The 18,059-nt window shown below is 49.6% G+C and carries 16 protein-coding genes; 10 read left to right on the top strand and 6 right to left on the bottom strand.

The window, feature by feature from the left end; translation table 11 throughout:
* Nucleotides 1-68 precede the first annotated feature (68 nt).
* Nucleotides 69-1,103 (top strand): TIGR03790 family protein, encoded by a 1,035-nt coding sequence (locus tag DYD62_RS18950; protein WP_207916644.1) that lies wholly within the window; start codon nucleotides 69-71, stop codon nucleotides 1,101-1,103.
* A gap of 75 nt (nucleotides 1,104-1,178) precedes the next feature.
* Entirely contained in the window at nucleotides 1,179-2,603 is a 1,425-nt protein-coding gene (gene sbcB, locus DYD62_RS18945; RefSeq protein ID WP_115229022.1) for an exodeoxyribonuclease I, read from the top strand.
* A 39-nt stretch (nucleotides 2,604-2,642) separates the two neighbouring features.
* Here sbcB and DYD62_RS18940 read toward each other — a convergent pair whose 3' ends face one another.
* Nucleotides 2,643-4,259, bottom strand: a complete 1,617-nt coding sequence (locus tag DYD62_RS18940) for a methyl-accepting chemotaxis protein (protein WP_115229020.1) — start codon at nucleotides 4,257-4,259, stop codon at nucleotides 2,643-2,645.
* Nucleotides 4,260-4,545: 286 nt separating this feature from the next.
* Between DYD62_RS18940 and DYD62_RS18935 the strand changes: the two genes are divergently transcribed.
* From DYD62_RS18935 to DYD62_RS18920, 4 genes are all read left to right on the top strand, one after another.
* A complete protein-coding gene (locus tag DYD62_RS18935; protein ID WP_115229018.1) occupies nucleotides 4,546-6,168 on the top strand; it encodes a methyl-accepting chemotaxis protein in 1,623 nt (540 codons plus the stop codon).
* Nucleotides 6,169-6,264: 96 nt separating this feature from the next.
* Entirely contained in the window at nucleotides 6,265-7,863 is a 1,599-nt protein-coding gene (locus DYD62_RS18930) for an NAD+ synthase (RefSeq protein WP_115229015.1), read from the top strand.
* Between the two features lie 100 nt (nucleotides 7,864-7,963).
* On the top strand, nucleotides 7,964-8,980 hold the full coding sequence (locus DYD62_RS18925; protein ID WP_115229013.1) for an AI-2E family transporter: 1,017 nt from the start codon (nucleotides 7,964-7,966) through the stop codon (nucleotides 8,978-8,980).
* A 98-nt stretch (nucleotides 8,981-9,078) separates the two neighbouring features.
* The gene (locus DYD62_RS18920; RefSeq protein ID WP_115229010.1) at nucleotides 9,079-10,851 is read left to right on the top strand and encodes a GGDEF domain-containing protein; all 1,773 of its coding nucleotides are present in this window, start codon (nucleotides 9,079-9,081) and stop codon (nucleotides 10,849-10,851) included.
* Nucleotides 10,852-10,864: 13 nt separating this feature from the next.
* Here DYD62_RS18920 and DYD62_RS18915 read toward each other — a convergent pair whose 3' ends face one another.
* Nucleotides 10,865-12,004 carry a diguanylate cyclase domain-containing protein gene (locus tag DYD62_RS18915; protein WP_165928719.1) on the bottom strand — a complete coding sequence of 380 codons (1,140 nt, stop codon included), beginning with the start codon at nucleotides 12,002-12,004 and terminating at the stop codon, nucleotides 10,865-10,867.
* Between the two features lie 278 nt (nucleotides 12,005-12,282).
* Here DYD62_RS18915 and DYD62_RS18910 point away from each other — a divergent pair, with 278 nt between their 5' ends.
* On the top strand, nucleotides 12,283-12,636 hold the full coding sequence (locus DYD62_RS18910) for a hypothetical protein (protein WP_115229004.1): 354 nt from the start codon (nucleotides 12,283-12,285) through the stop codon (nucleotides 12,634-12,636).
* 69 nt (nucleotides 12,637-12,705) lie between these two features.
* On the opposite strand, the gene rpsT is transcribed toward DYD62_RS18910, so the two are convergent.
* Complete coding sequence (rpsT, locus tag DYD62_RS18905; RefSeq protein ID WP_099398629.1) at nucleotides 12,706-12,969, bottom strand: 30S ribosomal protein S20; 264 nt, start codon at nucleotides 12,967-12,969, stop codon at nucleotides 12,706-12,708.
* A gap of 220 nt (nucleotides 12,970-13,189) precedes the next feature.
* On the opposite strand from rpsT, the gene murJ reads away from it, so the two are divergent.
* Complete coding sequence (gene murJ / locus DYD62_RS18900; protein ID WP_115229001.1) at nucleotides 13,190-14,737, top strand: murein biosynthesis integral membrane protein MurJ; 1,548 nt, start codon at nucleotides 13,190-13,192, stop codon at nucleotides 14,735-14,737.
* Between the two features lie 75 nt (nucleotides 14,738-14,812).
* Complete coding sequence (locus DYD62_RS18895; RefSeq protein ID WP_115228998.1) at nucleotides 14,813-15,313, top strand: hypothetical protein; 501 nt, start codon at nucleotides 14,813-14,815, stop codon at nucleotides 15,311-15,313.
* A 93-nt stretch (nucleotides 15,314-15,406) separates the two neighbouring features.
* Here the strand turns inward: DYD62_RS18895 and DYD62_RS18890 are convergent, their stop codons facing one another.
* A complete protein-coding gene (locus DYD62_RS18890) occupies nucleotides 15,407-16,609 on the bottom strand; it encodes an amino acid aminotransferase (protein ID WP_115228995.1) in 1,203 nt (400 codons plus the stop codon).
* Between DYD62_RS18890 and DYD62_RS24255 the strand changes: the two genes are divergently transcribed.
* On the top strand, nucleotides 16,578-16,709 hold the full coding sequence (locus DYD62_RS24255; RefSeq protein WP_267896139.1) for a hypothetical protein: 132 nt from the start codon (nucleotides 16,578-16,580) through the stop codon (nucleotides 16,707-16,709). The genes DYD62_RS18890 and DYD62_RS24255 overlap by 32 nt on opposite strands.
* A 180-nt stretch (nucleotides 16,710-16,889) precedes the next feature.
* Here the strand turns inward: DYD62_RS24255 and DYD62_RS18885 are convergent, their stop codons facing one another.
* Nucleotides 16,890-17,471 (bottom strand): BON domain-containing protein, encoded by a 582-nt coding sequence (locus tag DYD62_RS18885; RefSeq protein WP_115228993.1) that lies wholly within the window; start codon nucleotides 17,469-17,471, stop codon nucleotides 16,890-16,892.
* A complete protein-coding gene (locus DYD62_RS18880; RefSeq protein WP_099398634.1) occupies nucleotides 17,468-18,058 on the bottom strand; it encodes a phosphoheptose isomerase in 591 nt (196 codons plus the stop codon). The genes DYD62_RS18885 and DYD62_RS18880 overlap by 4 nt, the downstream gene beginning before the upstream one ends.
* Between the last annotated feature and the right edge of the window lies 1 nt (nucleotide 18,059).

Genomic DNA, 18,059 nt, shown 5'->3' with positions numbered 1-18,059 from the left:
AAGCCGCTAGCATTCCCAATTTTACTGACATAACATCGCTCTCATTCAAAGATCCGGACTCCTTTATCGTGAAGCCACTCTTCGCCTTTTTCTCTTTGCTTGTTTCTGCTGCACTTTGGGCAGTGCCACCCAAATTACCTTTCTATCAGCTCAATGCCAGCCAGCTGGCGGTGGTGGTGAATCGTAATGATCCGCTCTCTGCAGAAATTGCCCGTTATTACGTTCTGAAGCATGGTTTAAAGGCTGAGCAAATTTTTGAGATTAGCCTGCCCATTGACCGAAGCTGGGTTAGTGAAGGTGAGTTTGCACAGGCTAAATCAGAACTGGATGCGGTGCTGCCCGTACATATTCAGGCATTAGCACTCGCTTGGGCTAAACCATATCGGGTGAATTGCCTTGGAATAACCTATGTATTTACGCTGGGATATAAAGAAGGGCTCTGTCAGGATAGTGGCAAGCCTACACCAGCCTCCCCTTATTTCAACCACGCCAGCACACTGCCTTTTAGTGATCTGGGCATACGTCCCAGCATGATGCTGGCAGCCAACAATCTGGCGGAGGCGAAAAAATTCATTGATCGGGGAGCAGAGGCTTGGGGAAGTTTTCCTCAAGGCACGGCCTATTATTTAACCACGAGTGACACCAACCGCAACGCCAGAGCCCCCCTTTTCCCGCGCAGCCAAACCCTGCAGCGCCCGCCAGTCAGGATTGAAAATCTGGCCAGTGATGTCCTTAGCCATAAAAAAGATGTGCTGATTTATCAAACAGGGCTGACAAAGGTAGATAAGCTGGAAACCTTGCAGTTTCTACCCGGCGCACTGGCTGACCACCTCACCTCTTATGGCGGCATGCTGACCGACAGCAGCCAGATGAGCAGCTTAAAGTGGCTGGAAGCAGGCGCAACCGCCAGCTACGGCACCGTGAGCGAGCCTTATTCTTATCCGCAAAAATTCCCTCACCCGCAGGTTTTGTTGTTTCACTATCTGGCAGGAGCCTCTGCCGTTGAGGCCTATTGGAAAAGTGTGGAATGGCCTGCTCAAGGCGTATTTATTGGTGACCCACTGGCCGCGCCGTTTCGCAGCCTTAGCCCGCGCAAGCAATAAATCACTCTTGCTTAAAGTACCATGCAAATTCAAAAGCCTTATAATCGGGCAGCGATTCCCTGAGGCTTTATCTATATGCATACCTTTTACTGGCACGATTACGAAACATTTGGCATCAGCCCACGCCGTGATCGCCCTTCGCAATTTGCTGGCATTCGCACCGATGCAGAATTAAATGAAATCGGCCAGCCGCTCAATATTTTCTGTAAACCCGCTCCTGACTACCTGCCCGACCCGGAAGCCTGCCTGCTGACCGGCATTACGCCACAGCACTGCTTAGAAAATGGCGTAGATGAGTTTGAGTTTGCAGCCCGTATCGAGGCCGAGCTGGCCATGCCTGGCACGGTAGGACTAGGCTATAACTCGATTCGTTTTGACGATGAAGTGACGCGCTTTATGTTTTGGCGCAATCTGATCGAGCCCTATTCGCGTGAATGGCAAAATGATTGCAGCCGCTGGGATTTGCTCGATGTGGTTCGCACCACCTATGCGCTGCGCCCCGAAGGCATAGTCTGGCCCACGCACGAAGATGGCCGCCCTTCCTTCAAACTTGAGCACCTCACCCAAGCCAACGGCATCAGCCACGAAGCGGCGCACGATGCGCTGTCTGATGTACGCGCCACCGTTGCACTGGCTCGGCTGATTCGTGAGAAACAACCCAAACTTTTCGATTTTTGTTTTTCGCTACGCAAAAAAGACAAGGTACTGGAGCAAATTGGCTTACCCAATAGCAAACCTTTCCTGCATATCAGCGGCATGTTTTCCGCAGAGCGTGGCTGCATCGCGCTGGTTTGGCCGCTCGCCATGCACCCCAGCAATAAAAACGAAATCATTGTTTGGGATTTAGCTTTTGATCCAAGCGAAATTTTCAAGCTGGACGCAGAAACCATCCGCCTACGTATGTTCAGCAAAACGGCAGATTTACCCGAAGGCATCACTCGCCTGCCGATTAAAAGCATCCATATTAATAAGTCACCCATTGTGATTGGCAATCTCAAAACCTTGAGTAGCGAGCGCGCCGCACACTGGAATATCGATGTAGAGCAGGCCTTAGCGCACGCCAAAATAGCCGAAGTCGCTCCCGATATGTCCGCAATCTGGCAACAGGTGTTTACTACTGAGCATCACCAAGCCGATGTGGATGAAGACTTATATGGCGGCTTTATTGGCAATAACGATAAGCGTTTGTTAGCTAAGCTACGCAACTTTAGCCCCGAAGAGCTGGCAAAAGAGCGGGTGAGCTTTGAAGACCGCCGTCTTGAAGAAGTGTTTTTCCGCTACCGCGCTAGAAACTTTCCACAAAGCCTAAGCCCTGCCGAACTACGCCGCTGGGAGCAGCACCGAGCTGCCAGATTATTTGACGGCGCAGGGGGAGCGCGCACCTTAGAGGCCTTTGGCGATGCGATTGATATGCTATCGGAAAACGTCAATGAGCAGCAGGCTGATATTCTTTCTGCGCTCTTTGATTACGCCGAAAGCATTATGCCGGATGAGGAGTAAGGAGTGGGGCCTGCAGGCTAATACCTCCCTCAAAAGCATCTACTTCCCTTGAAAAAAACTTATGTTTTTCTCAAGCCCTCTGGCGTGTTCTGCCAGCTCCCGCGCAGCGCTGCTAAGTGAGTCAGCAGCGCTAGCGTTGGCCTGAGTGACTTGGGTGAGTTGCTCTACCGAGCTACTGATACTGTCTATTCCCTGAGCCTGCTCTTGTGAGGCATAGGAAATCTCCTGGATCAATAAAGAGGTTTTCCGAATAGAGGGCACAATATCTTCGAGCAGCTTACCTGCAGCCTCTGCTTGGCTCACGCTGCTCATCGCCAAATCGCTGATTTCCTGTGCAGCCAGCTGGCTGCGTTCTGCCAGTTTTCTGACTTCAGATGCCACCACCGCAAAACCCTTGCCATTTTCACCGGCCCTAGCCGCTTCAATCGCCGCATTAAGCGCTAATAAATTAGTCTGGTAGGCGATATCATCAATAATGCTAATTTTTCTGGCAATTTGCCGCATGGCATTCACTGTTTGCTTAACGGCCTCACCGCCTTTTGTGGCGTCACTGGATGATTTTTCCGCCATGCTGCCGGTCATTTTGGCATTTTCACTATTTTTACTGACGGTAAAATTTATTTCTTTCAACGCTTCACTGGTGTTTTCAATATTCATCATTTGCTCTGATGAATTTTGCGATAAGCGCTGAGCAGATGCATTCACCTGCCCCGAAGTCAGTGCAAGCACGCCCGATGCAGCTTTGATATCACCAATCACCAATCTGAACTGCTGGTTCATCCCATCCAAAGCCCCCATCAGGCTCTGAGCATGGCTTACATTAAACCGGGAGTTTAGGTTTCCGGCGGCCATTTCCTGCACAACTTGCAGCGCATCAACAGGCTCACACCCCAATAAGCGGATCAAACGGTGATACATCCGAATTAACACCAGCAAAATACCCAGCCCAAATAAAAAAATCATGCCCAACAGCACTTGTAAATAAAACAGCAGCTTTTGTTCTGCATGCCCAGCAGCAGCCGATGTTCTTTTATCCAGCAACACAAAAAAATCATCCACCGGACGCATAATTTGCGCTTTGTACTGGTGATATGCGGTGTTGTGCATTAAATCGGCAGCGAGTTTTAAATCGGGTTCCCCTTGTTTGGTGAAGCCCCCTTGATCATCCGCAAAAAGCCCTTTTACCGCATTCATTGCAATCGTTTCGCTTTTAACCAAGCCATCAGAATTAGCTTGGGCTTCTTTTAACTTGGCAAATTCTGCCTCAGAAAAGCCTGCTTTGAGCATTAATTGTTGCAAGGCTATTTGCTCACCATCAGGCCGGGGCAAACGATCGCTGACCGCCTTAAAATCCCAATAAATACGCTGATATTCCTGAGGTCGTGGTTTTTTTCCATTGCGGATATTAAGCACATCCCAATATTGTTTTTCATATTTAGCATCCCCGGTCACCACATAGCTGCGAGCTAAACGAGTCAGATCATCCGAACTTTGCCTTAACTCATCAGCCAGTAAATAAGAGTTATATCGCTGAAACTCGGCCTGCCCATGTTCGTCAGCGCTTTTTTTCAGCAAAATTGCTACGCTCACTAATAAAACCAAAGTAAACACGACCAAAAAACCTAATGCTAAAAACATAGTTTTTACAGTACGCATACCAGATGCCCCATTGAGCAACGCGCTCTATTAAAGAATAGGACAGCTCAGTACTAAGGAAACAGAGAAATAGCACCACTGAGCTTATTAGCTAAGAATAGAAAACAGGTCTTGGTGTCATTTCTCTTTGAGCCCATACACCGCAAGCCTTCACGACAATTGAGATCGACCATCAAAGCACTAACACGAATTGTCAGCAAAACAGTAAGATTTATTAATCATCTAGACATATCGCTTACATATTCACCAACCATACTGCAGCCCTTTCAGACGGTGTGCTCTTCTAATGGAAATTGGTAATAAACTAGGATTGATGGTGGCGGGCGCTACGTTAGCGATGGTCTTAATGGGAGGAACAGGCGTTCTGGCTCTAAAGCAAGTCAATCAAAGCTTAGAAGAACTCAGCCAAAGTAATCTGCAAACCATGCGCATCGTCAATCAGATCAATGCTGATTTTGAAGAAATCCGCGTCATGAGCTATCAGCATATTATTAGCGATGATGATGAAGTCACCTCGGCGGCCTACCATCGTGTGGAATCATTACGTGCCCGCCTGCAAAAAAGCCTGAATGAGTACCAAACACTCCAGAACACAGAGGTTAGCCTGCCCAAAGAATTAGCCGACTCTTTAGCGGCTTTTCTGCTACTCAACGATAAAGTGCTACAAGCATCACTGATTCAAGATAAAACAGAAGCCCTGCATACCGAGCTAGGCCAGGGTGTAGCACTGGCACACAAAACACAGGGCCTGCTTGAAAAACTGGTCATCAATAAGCAGCAGCGCGCCAATGTGCTGGCTGGCCAAGCAGCAGCCACCTACCTTGATGCACAACATTTACTTATTTTCACCCTGCTGGTCAGCGTAACTTTACTGGCTGCTCTGGGAATCTGGTTTTCACGCTCACTCACGCGGCCACTTTTATCCCTGCGCCAGGAAGTAGAGCACATTGCCAGCGAACATGATTTTACCCGCCCCCCCTCCTCTGCCCGCCGCGATGAGATTGGCCGCAGCATTCAGGCCTTCGGCAAAATGATAGGCAGCTTGCAACGCAGCTTATTTGCCCTGCGGGGTAAAACTCAGACCGTCACCCATGCTGCCGATTTAATGGCCATGCACGCACATAAAACGCTGGGTGCATCCAAACAACAGCAGGAAACCACCCACATCATGCTTAAAACACTGGCGCAGCTTGATCAGGGCATGCAGGCGATGGCAGCCCAGGCAGGTACAACGCAAACTCTTATTGATCAATCCAATCAACTGACCGAATCAGGGATTACAACCATCAGCGAGGCCATTGCCCGCGTGCGTGGCATAGCCCTTGCGGTGCACAGTGCCTCTGGGCAACTGGATCAGCTGCATACTGAGAACCAGAAAATTGCCGAAGTGGTGGCGGTCATTAAAGACGTCGCCGGGCAAACCAATTTACTTGCACTTAATGCTGCGATTGAGGCCGCCAGAGCCGGTGAATCAGGGCGCGGCTTTGCTGTGGTTGCCGATGAAGTCAGAAAACTGGCCGAGCGGACTAAACAATCTACCGAAGATATCAACCTGCAAATTAGCTCTATCCGCAAAATGGCAGAAAGTGTGGGCCTTGCCATGAATGAGGCGGTGAACGAAGTAGCGCATGGCGTCAGCAGCGCAGAAGACGCCGAGCGCACCCTCAGCCATTTGCAGATGCAGAATAATCAAATGACCAAACTGGTCGGCAGTATGACGCAGGGAATTGTGGACCGGCATGATGAAAGCCATACGCTAGTGCAACAACTTAATGCGCTGGGAGATATCAGCCTACACAGCCACAAGGCTGCCGATGAGGCCGCAAACACCGCAGCCAGCCTGCAAAATATGGCGCAGGACATGCAAAGCATTGTCTCCCGCTACCGCCTGGATGAGGTAATCATCTGAGCGTTCTGCACGGCAACGATAAAACTGAGGCCAGCGTACATTCCCGCAGCGTTCTGGCTTAAAATAGGTTTTTTGCTTCCTGCCGAAACCCATCCGATGAAAATCGCCCTTGCCCAGCTCAATTCCATCGTCGGCGATCTTGCCGGCAACACGACCAAAATCTTTGCGGCCGCCGCCGAGGCAAAGGCCAAAGGCGCGGATATTTTACTCACGCCAGAGCTGGCCTTAAGCGGCTATCCACCGGAAGACCTGCTGCTGCGCCCGGCCTTTTTAGCCGAGTGCGCCCAGTGCGTTGGCCGCTTTATTGACGAGCTGGACGGTATTACATTGGTGCTGGGCTATCCGCGCGCCAGTGGCGACGAGCGTTTTAACAGCGCAATCGTGATTCGGGATGGCAATGTATTAGGCCGCTACGATAAATTGCTGCTGCCCAATGATCAGGTATTTGATGAAGTACGTTATTTCTCACCCGGCTATTCACCCTTTGTATTCGAGCAAGATGGCGTGCAGATTGGTTTGGCCATTTGTGAAGATATCTGGGATGTAGAGCCAGCCTCAGCCGCAGACGACGAAGGCGCTGAATTATTACTCATACTGAATGCATCTCCGTACAACCAGGCCAAGCAATCCACCCGCCGCGAAGTAGTCGGCCAGCGTGTGGACGAAACAGGCATGGCGATGGTATATTGCAATATGGTGGGCGGGCAGGATGAGCTGATTTTCGACGGCCAGTCTTTTGCCCTGAATAAATCAGGCGAACTGGTTGCACAGCTACCCGCATTCAGCGAGCAAGTGGCGATCGTTGAATATCAAAAAGGCGATCTGCAAACCGCTGAAATCACCCCGGATTTAAGCGATGAAGCCAGCGCCTATCAGGCCCTTGTTTTGGGCGTGCAAGACTATATTGGCAAAAATCGCTTCCCTGGTGTGCTATTAGGTTTATCTGGTGGGATTGATTCAGCACTGACGCTTGCCATTGCCGTTGATGCGCTTGGTGCAGATAAAGTACATGCGGTGATGATGCCTTCCCGCTACACCGCGGATATCAGCGTAAATGACTCGCGCGAGATGATTAAAATCCTAGGCTGCAAGTATTCAGAAATCGAAATCTGGCCGATCTACGAAGCCTTTATGAACGGCCTCTCTGCTGAATTTGAAGGCCTGGCGGCGGATACCACCGAAGAAAATCTGCAAGCACGCGCCCGAGGCACGCTCCTGATGGCACTTTCTAATAAATCAGGCAAACTGGTGCTCACCACCGGCAATAAATCCGAAATGACCACCGGTTACGCTACGCTCTATGGCGATATGGCGGGTGGCTTTGCTGTGCTTAAAGACGTGGCAAAAACACTGGTTTATCAATTGTCCAGCTGGCGCAATACGCAAGGCATGGTGATTCCGGAGCGGATTATTACCCGTCCGCCATCAGCCGAGCTTCGCCCAGATCAAACCGACCAGGATTCATTGCCTGCTTATGAAATTCTGGACGCCATTTTGCAAGCCTATGTAGAAGAAAACCTGAGCCGTGCCGACATTATTGCCAAAGGCTTTGCTAAGGCGGATGTGGATCGCGTGGTGCATTTACTCACCATCAATGAATACAAGCGCCGTCAGGCTCCGGTAGGGCCACGCATTACTCATCGCGCTTTTGGCAAAGACTGGCGCATGCCAATTACCAATCGCTTTTCGATGTAGCTGTTTGGATGAGCAAAAAGCAGGTCGTCATTGAGGCGGCCTGCTCCTAAAGCCTGCCCCCCTTACACTTAACCCGAACTACCGACTCCCGGATTAAATCATGCTCAAGCTCGACCGTTACTCGCGCATTGCCAGTTATTTTATCATCGGGCTATTTCTGCTCTTAGTGATGCTCAATCACTTACTTCCTGCCTTGCTGATTGGTCTTTTAGTCTATGAATTAGTCGCCCAAGCGGCACAAGCCCCCCTTGTGTCACGCCTTCCCCCCAAACACGCAAAACCTGTTGCCCTAATTATTTTCTCTGCAGTCATCATTCTGCTTCTGGTCTTAATGGGGTTTAGCCTAGCTTCGGTGTTTCATGGCGAGTCGGCATCCATGCCCAGCATTATGCGAAAGTCGGGTGAAATCGCCGAAGCACTGCACTTGGAGCTGGCCAACTGGCTGCCCGCTTGGATGCTGGAAAGCCTTCCGCAAGATGTAAGCGCATGGAAAACAGCATTCTATCAATGGTCAGACAAGCATATCGCCCAGCTGCAGCAAATTGGTGCACGCACAGGCCATACACTGGCACAAATGCTGATCGCCATGGTGATTGGTGCCATGCTGTCTTTGCACCACAATAGTGATGATAAAGCCCCCTTACTCAGCGCACTGCAAACACGTTGCGCCCGCTTAGCCAATTCTTTCCGGCAAATTGTTTTTGCCCAGGTTCGTATTTCCGCACTGAATACCTTTTTTACGCTGATCTATCTGGCCGTCATCCTGCCTTCGCTCGGCGTGTCGTTGCCGCTGACTAAAACCCTGATTGTGATTACTTTTTTAGCAGGATTATTGCCTGTGATTGGTAATCTTCTTTCTAATACTGCCATTGTCGCCGTCAGCATGAGTGTGTCCGCCTCAGTCGCGGCAGGCTCACTGGCCTTTTTGGTGATCATTCATAAATTAGAGTACTTCTTGAATGCCCGCATCGTTGGCGGGCGTATCCATGCATTTGCCTGGGAGCTTTTACTCGCCATGCTATTCATGGAAGCAATCTTTGGCTTGCCCGGCCTTGTCGCTGCCCCTATTTTCTATGCTTACTTAAAACAAGAACTTAAAGCCGCCGAATTGATTTAGTTCATCTAAATTACCGGATGACTGGCTGGAGTCATCTGTAACGCGAACGTAACTCACCACTGTTATTCTTACAATTCACGTTGCATATTTGGCTTTATATGAATGAATCACCCTGCCTTGAGTCGCTCAAGCACGAACTTGAAAATATTATTAGCCAAAACCAGTTAACGGCTCTTTTTCAACCTATTGCATCAACCCGGGACGGCGAAATTTTTGGCTATGAAGGGCTTATCCGTGGCCCTTCAGCCAGCTTTCTTCATTCTCCTATCAATCTTTTCCGCGTTGCCGAAGAGCTGGGCTGTTTGCATGCACTGGATTTTGCCTGCCGCAAAGCCGTCATTAAGGCATTTGTAAAAGAAGAATTATCCGGGCGGCTGTTTCTGAATGTGATTCCATCTTGTCTTGCCGAGCAGGACTTTAAGCCAGGCGCAACGCTGGCCTTATTAACAGATGCAGGCCTTACACCACAACGTGTTGTCATTGAGCTCACCGAAACCCAGCCCACCCACGATTACAATCTGCTTAAAGAAGCGCTGCTGCATTACCGCAACATGGGTTTTAAAATTGCGCTCGATGATCTGGGAGAAGGGTTTTCTTCACTCAGACTATGGTCAGAGCTCAAACCTGAGTTTGTCAAAATTGATAAATACTTTATCCAAGGCTTGGCAGACGATGCGCAAAAAAGGCAGTTTGTACGATCCATTCAGCATATCGCACTCAATACCGGCACCCGCGTCATTGCTGAAGGCATAGAAAGCCAGGCCGATTTACACGTCGTGCAAAAAATTGGTATTGGCTATGTACAGGGTTATTTTATTGCACGTCCTAATGCCCACCCGCCCAGACAGCTCAATCTTAATCTGCAGGAAAAAGACCATCGCCCAAGCGGGCTCAAAGAACAGAGCGCCGGGCAGCTGCTTGTTGAAGTGCCCACCGTGATTCCAAAACAAAGTGGCACTGAAATTTGCCGCATCTTCAGTAAATACCCCTTGGTTCATGCCCTGCCTGTGATTGATGAAGGCCGGCCCGTTGGCCTCTTACGCCGTCATGAAGTCATTGAATTTTTTGGCCGGCCTTTTGCCAACGAGCTGTATGGCAATAAACCCTGCAAAGCATTAATGGATTGCACGCCTCTGATTGTGGAGCACTCAACCAGCCTGCAAGAATTATCCCAGCTCGTCACCGCAGCGGATCACAGGCACCTTGCCGATGGCTTTATCATTACCGGACAGGGGCATTATTTAGGGATGGGGACAGGCCATGATTTGATGCGCGCCATTACCGAATTACAAATTCGGGCCGCACGCCATGCAAACCCGCTTACCTTATTACCCGGCAATGTACCTATCGAAGAACAAATAGAAATATTACTGACAGAACAACGCAATTTCACAGCCGCCTACATCGATCTTGACCACTTTAAACCCTATAACGATGTGTATGGCTATGCTTGCGGAGACAGAATGATACGCATGCTGGGAGAGCTACTCCTCAGCGTGGCCGATCCCCAAATGGATTTTGTCGGGCATATTGGCGGGGATGATTTTATGATTCTGTTTCGTTCAGAAGACTGGAAGCAGCGCTGCCAGAATTTACTCAAAGAATTTGAGCTTAAGGTGCAAAGTTTATTTAAACCCGAGCATCAGCTGCAAAATGGCTATAGCAGCACAGACCGCCGCGGTGAGCTGCAGCATTTTCCACTGAGTAGCTTATCAATCGGGGTGATTGAAGCGCATACCGGCGTCTATTTAACGCACCATGAAGTTGCTGCAGCCGCGACCCATGCCAAGCATCTGGCAAAAAGTAAAATGGGGAACAGCTTATTTGTTGAGCAACGCCGGTTGGCCCATCAGGAAGCACAACTGGCATAACTTGAACCCGGCTTTATGCCTGATCACTGACCGCTTCAGGCTGCTGTAGAAAATCCAGCGACCAATCCAGCCCGTATTCTTCATTCGCCAAATGAATCAGTGGCGCAAGCCCTGCTAATAAAGCAGGAAGATGCGGACGTACTTCTTCCTTATGGCCTTTATGCAGCATCAGCAGCGCATCAGATAGCGGCAATAAAGGCAGACGATTGACGTTCTCGTCCGGCATTAAAATCCGCCCCTCGCCTGAAGAGCCATAAAGGCGTGTAATCGCCTTACTGAATAATGCCGGAGCCAGATGCGTATCATCATGCCAAGAGTTTGCAACCGCAACGCTGGCACTGACCTCTAAACGCTCATCACGAAAATTAATCCGCGCAGCAGATACGCACTGCCTTAAACGCTCGGCCATGACGCGAACTTCGCTTAATGAAGTACCGGGCGCCACAATCGCAAACTGAGGTCCTTCCACATGAGCCAGCGTGTCCTCACGGCGCAATTTTGCCGCCAACAGCTTTGCCAGCAAGCTGAGCATCTGGTCTGCCAGCCTATCGCCTAGCTTTTGCTTTAACGGCTGATAATGGTCGATCTCTAAAAGTAAAAGAGTCACTTCAGAATTATGGCGCATGGCGTAAGCCATGGATTGCTCCATTTGCAGCATCAGCAAGTGCGAGCTGGCCACCCCTGTGTTGTGATCTCTGGATACAACCTGAGCCTGTTCTGTGCGGACGATGGCCAGCTCATGCTGCATGGCAGCAAGGTGAATATTCGCAGCGACACGCGCCAGCAGTTCAGTTCTGTCCGTTGATTTAGAAATAAAATCTGTCGCACCACATTCAACGCATTTTTGCTTAATTGCGTCGTCTTCTTCACCAGAAATAATAATCACCGGCAACAAATACAGACGGCCATCCCCGGCACTCCGCGCGCGGGCCAAAAGGCCCAGCCCATCAAGCTCCGGCATACTTAAATCGGAAATAAGCAGCTGAATTGTTTCATCGGCCAGCAGTTGCTGCCAGCCCTCTTCGCCATTGGCCGCTTCGACCACGTCATAGCTGGTGGCAAGATGCTTCTTGATTGTCGCCCGCACAATGCGGGAATCATCCACAACAAGAATGCGGGGTAAATGAAGTTGTTCTGAATCCACTTGCGACATCAAATCATGCTCGTCTTGCATCGTTGATAAAATTTAGCATAAACGCGTCAGCTCTGCCGATATACGGTCAAGTAAGCAGCGATAAATCCGATAATATTCAATCATCCATCGGTTTTAAATTGGTCCCCAAAAGGAAACCCTGCTGTTACCTGCTGTCGTTTTTTCGTTTGCCAGCGGTAAGCTACCTCTAAAGCGCATAAAATTAAGCGAATCCTCCGTCCCCCCGCAAGCATTGCATTTATCCCACAAGCGGCCAGCCCATATAAGGAGCGAGCTTTATGTCTATCAATTTGCAGCTTCAGTTAAGCATTGCACCGCTTTCTTGCTTTGAAGCCCAGCGCTGCCTCACTCATCTTGCGCGAGAAGGCATTGTAACGCTATGGCAAGATCAGCGCCCATTAAGTAATGATACTTGCTTACTTAATTTAAGTGCAGAGTGTGCAAGTTCAGAAAGCCCGGAATGGCTTAGCGAGCGCTTAGCTGCTGCAGTATGGAAAGAAACAGGTCGATTTGTTCGCCTGAGCTGCCTTGTTGATTCCGAAGCAGCAGAGCATCTTTTTACCTTTGAAGAGCCAGACTACCAACGTCTTATGCCTGCATTTCGCCTGAGGATGCCCCCCTTACGCCGCTAACCCATAAATAACAGGCAAACAAAAACCCCAGCCGAAGCTGGGGTTTTCTTCACTCGAACATCTGTAGAATCAGGCCATAGCCTTGATTGCTGCAGACAGACGGCTCTTATGACGAGCAGCCTTGTTCTTGTGGAAGATTTCTTTGTCAGCGATACGGTCAATGATACTGACGGACTGTTGGAAGACAGTCTGAGCCGCAGCTTTATCACCTGCTTCCACAGCCTTCAGCACCTTTTTGATCGCGGTGCGGAAAGCGGAACGCTGGCTGGTATTGTGCTGGCGGGCTTTCTCAGCCTGACGTGCACGCTTGCGAGCTTGGGCACTGTTAGCCATGTTTTGAAACTCCTGACGGGCTTGCCCAAAAAGCGGGCTAATTCGGAAACCGGCGATGATAGCGCCACTTTTACGTTCTGGCAAGCAATGATCAACTTGATTGTGCTTAAGCGCCGAAAAAACCTCATTTTTCCCATAAATTCAGAGAGTCACTACCTTGCTTGCTACATGAATAAGATACGGCCTTATAATTGCGCCCTCACTACTCAGACCCTCCGGTATGAACCTCCTTAAAACATTGGCCGCAGTCAGTTCTATGACGCTGGTTTCACGCATATTAGGCTTCGTTCGCGATACCATTATCGCCCATGTATTTGGCGCAGGCGCTGCCACTGACGTCTTTTTTACTGCTTTTAAACTGCCAAATATGCTGCGCAGAATTTTTGCTGAAGGTGCATTTTCACAAGCCTTTGTGCCAACTCTTGCTGAATACAAAACACGCAAAGGGGAAGAAGAAACCAAAGAATTTATCGCCAAAATTGCGGGGATGCTGACCTTAGTTTTAGTTTTAGTTACCCTGCTCGGCGTTTTAGCCGCCCCAGCAATTATTTATTTTTCTGCGGCAGGTTTTGCTAAGAATCCGGATAAATTTAATCTAGCGGTTGAGCTGCTCCGCTATATGTTTCCCTATATTTTGCTAATTTCACTATCCTCTTTAGTTGGTAGCATTTTAAATACCTATAACCGTTTTTCTGTCCCAGCCTTTGTTCCCACGCTGTTAAATATCTCATTTATTGCCTGCGCACTGTGGCTGGCCCCGCTGATGGATCGCCCGATTTTTGCACTGGCTATTGCCGTGCTGATTGGTGGCGTAGCCCAGCTTTGTTACCAACTGCCCCACCTGGCTAAGCTGGGGATGCTGATGTGGCCCAAGCTAGATATGAAAGACGAAGGCGTCTGGCGGGTCATCAAGCAAATGGGCCCGGCTATTTTTGGCGTTTCAGTTGCACAGATCAGCCTGATTATTAACTCCAATCTGGCTTCTTTTTTAGCTTCAGGCAGTGTTTCATGGATTTACTATGCCGACCGGCTGATGGAATTCCCGACGGGCGTGCTTGGCGTGGCCTTAGGAACGATTCTGCTGCCCAGCCTAGCCCGCAGCCATGCCAGCGCTGATCAAGCCAGCTACGACCGCTTACTAGATTGGGGGCTGCGCCTGTGCATCATGCTTTGCCTGCCTGCCACCGTGGCTTTAGCCATCCTTGCCGAGCCTTTAGTGCTCACCTTATTCCAAGGTGGCAAGTTTTCTATGCACGATGCATTAATGACCCAACAAGCGCTGGTGGGCTACAGCGTGGGCTTAATCGGGCTGATCCTGATTAAAATTCTCGCCCCTGCTTTTTATGCAAGGCAGGATATTAAAACCGTAGTGCGTATCGGCATAATCACGCTCTTAGCCACCCTAGCGATTAACTTGATCTTCTTATATACCCTGCCTTTCAAACATGCAGGGCTAACACTGGGGATGAGCTTAGGGGCATGCCTGAATGCAGGCTTGCTATACCGCACGCTGCGTTTACGGGGCTATTACACCCCACAAGCCGCATGGAAGGGCTTTATGTTACGCATCATCATGGGGGTCGCCACCATGAGCGCCCTGCTCTTTATGCTGCTGCACTTTATGCCCGCCTTTGCAGGAATGCATAAGCTGGTCAGAGCAGGCTGGCTCAGCGTTTTAGTCATCTCTGGGGCGAGTGCTTATTTTGCAGCGTTATTTGCCTTAGGTTTCAGGCCAAAAGACTTTTCACGCAAAGCGATTACGGATTAGTGAATAACTTATCAGGCAGGTTTAAAAAAATCCCCATGCTGACCCTATACTCACTCAAGCTAAACAGAGGTCTTAATGAAACCACTCAGAACAATCATTATTGGCATGATATTGGGATTGATTGGCCATACGACTTTGGCAGCAGACGAATTTGCTCTGCTGCGGGAAGAAAAAATAGGCAATCTGCGGATTGATCTTCCTGAAAAAGAAGTCATAAAAACAATCAGCTGTAAGGAAAAACGCGGGCCTGATAAATTGTGGGATGCAGACGGAGCCTATCATCAGGAGTGGGCCTATGCCGATTGTGGTATTACGCTGGATATGGTTTCAGAGAAAAAACGCGGCGCAAAAAAAATAGCATCAATTACCGTATTTGCACCCAGCACTTTAAGTACCCGCCGTGGCATCAGGATTGGCAGCAGCATGCAGGATGTGATGAAAGCCTACAAACCCTATTGGAATAAAGAGGAGAGTGACGCCAATCATTTTATAGCGGGCAGCATCTATGGCGGACTCATCTTTAGCCAGGAAAAAAAGAAAGTGGAAAGTATTTTTCTTGGTGCGGCGGCTGAATAATAAACCTTACAAAAAACCCCAAACCATTACATTTTTTCCAATAAAAAACCCACGAATCGCTTCGTGGGTTTTTTATTGGATCTTTGCTAAAAATTACAGCACTTTAGCAATCGCATCCGCTACGTAATCAATATTTTTAGTATTGAGTGCAGCCAAGCAAATACGGCCAGTCGATACAGCGTAAATACCGTATTCGTCTTTCAACACTTCAACTTGCGCCGCTGTCAGGCCGGTATAGGAGAACATACCGCGCTGAGCCGCGACAAAGCTAAAGTCTTGCGCTACGCCGCGCTCAGCTAGCTTGGCAACCAGGCTGGTACGCATGGCACGGATACGATCACGCATGCCTGCTAATTCATCTTCCCACTGCTGACGCAATTCCGGGCTCGATAGCACGGCTGCTACTACAGCACCACCATGAATCGGTGGGTTGGAGTAATTAGTACGAATCACGCGTTTAAGCTGGCTTAATACTCGGCCTGCTTCCTCACGGCTTTCTGTCACGATGGACAAAGCACCTACGCGCTCGCCATACATCGAGAAGCTCTTAGAGAATGAGCTGGAAACAAAGAACTGCAAACCAGAAGCAGAGAATAAACGCACAGCAACTGCATCTGCATCAATACCGTCAGCAAAGCCTTGGTAAGCCATATCGAGGAACGGTACTAAATTACGCTCACGGCAGGCTTCAACCACTTCCGCCCACTGTGCATCGCTCATATCTGCGCCAGTCGGATTATGGCAACAAGCATGCAAGACGATGATCGAGCCTGCTGGCAGGCCAAGCAGAGCCGCTTTCATGGCAGTGAAATTAACGCCGCGCGTTGCCACATCGTAGTAAGGGTAGTTTTCTACCTTAAAACCCGCCGACTCAAACAGTGCACGGTGGTTTTCCCAGCTTGGGTCGCTGATATAAACGCTGGCGTTAGCATCGAGACGTCTTAAGAAATCAGCACCAATTTTCAAAGCGCCAGTACCGCCCAAGGCTTCAGCAGTCACTACGCGCCCCGATGAAACCAGCTCGCTATCTGCACCAAACACCAGATTTTGTACGGCCTGATTGTATGCACCCAAGCCTTCGATGGCTTGATAGCCACGTGGCGGCTGAGCTTCCATACGGGTTTTTTCTGCCGCTTTTACCGCAGCCAGCAATGGAATCTTGCCATTATCATCGTAATACACACCCACACCCAGATTAACCTTACCAGCACGTGTATCGGCATTGAAGGCTTCATTAAGACCCAGAATCGGGTCACGAGGTGCCATGTCTACTGCGGTAAAAATCGAGGATGTCATCCTGTACTCCAGCAAAAGTAATTGGGAAGGCGTGAAAGCAATCTGGCTCTCTGAACAGCATGGTGACAGTAAGAAAGCAAGATGGCTGGCAATGCGCTAAAAGCACACTTTACAGTCCGCAATTTTAGCATGGTCAGGCCCACACACGGCCTTTTCCTTGTAAGCAAAAGCACTGCACGCGCAAAACTTTGCCCATCTTGCCGACCATCGGTCATGATTTTTATGCAGAGCAACAAAAAGCGAGCCAACAGGCTCGCTTTTTAATAAGCATCCTAAAGCTTTAATTTACAGCTAAGGGCTCGACCAGCTTAACGACCTGCCGCACACCCGAGACACGGCTGGCCGCACGGGCAGCAGATTCGGCAATCTCAGGCCTGCTAACGCCCATCAGATAAACCACGCTACGCTCGGTAATAACTTGCAAATGAACGGCGTCGGCATCGTTGGCATCCGCCAGCAAGGCGGTTTTCACTCTGGCGGTCAGCTGCGTATCGTACAGACGATTAGCGGCAGTGGAAGGCACAGACACAACGGTTTCGTTGTAAATTTTACGAGCCCTGGACTGGCGCTGAGCAATTTCATACACCTTTGCCTTAGCCGCCTCATCCGGCACTTCGCCTGTGAGTAATACCATTCCATTAAATGCAGTGACATTGATATGGGCTTTTTCTTTCCATGTATCGATGATATCGCTGCTAATTTTTGCGCCTAAATCAAAATCTGTTTTGATGACTTCTGACTTACGCGGATCCGACCCCACCATCGCACCTACGGCCACCCCCCCCACCAATAAAATGGGGACGCAGGCGGATAAAGACGCAGCCAGCCCCAAGGCGAGTAATGCGCTTTTTAGCCGCATCATTCGCCGCCCAGCAACATAAAATCAACCGCGTCGCATAGAGCATGAATCATCGTGATATGTACTTCCTGGATGCGCGCTGTACGCTGCACTGGCACACACAAATGCACGTCGTCACCCGACAGAATTTCACCAATTTGGCCGCCATCCCGCCCAGTAAAGGCAATCACATTCATTTGCCTATCGTGTGCCGCATGAATTGCTGAAATCACATTCGCAGAATTACCTGATGTAGAGATCGCAATCAGTAAATCGCCAGGGCGGCCAAGGGCATGTACTTGCTTAGAGAAAACCAGATCGTAGTCGTAGTCATTGGCAATGGCGGTAATGGCCGAGGTATCGGTCGATAAAGCCACCGCAGCGAGGCCTGGTCGCTCACGCTCAAAACGGCCCACCATTTCAGCCGCAAAGTGCTGCGCATCGGCAGCTGAGCCACCATTACCGCAGGTTAAAATTTTGCCGTCCGAGATAAAGGTTTGCACCATTTTCTCGGCACCAATGCGAATCCCTGGGGACAGCAGTTCCATAGCCATTTGCTTGGCGTCAATGCTATCCAGAAAATGCTGTCGAATACGTTGTGCTAAATCCATT

The organism is Iodobacter fluviatilis (assembly GCF_900451195.1).
Lineage (GTDB): Bacteria > Pseudomonadota > Gammaproteobacteria > Burkholderiales > Chitinibacteraceae > Iodobacter > Iodobacter fluviatilis.
The sequence above is the reverse complement of the archived record's forward strand: the minus strand, read 5'-3'. Positions and strand labels throughout refer to the sequence as shown.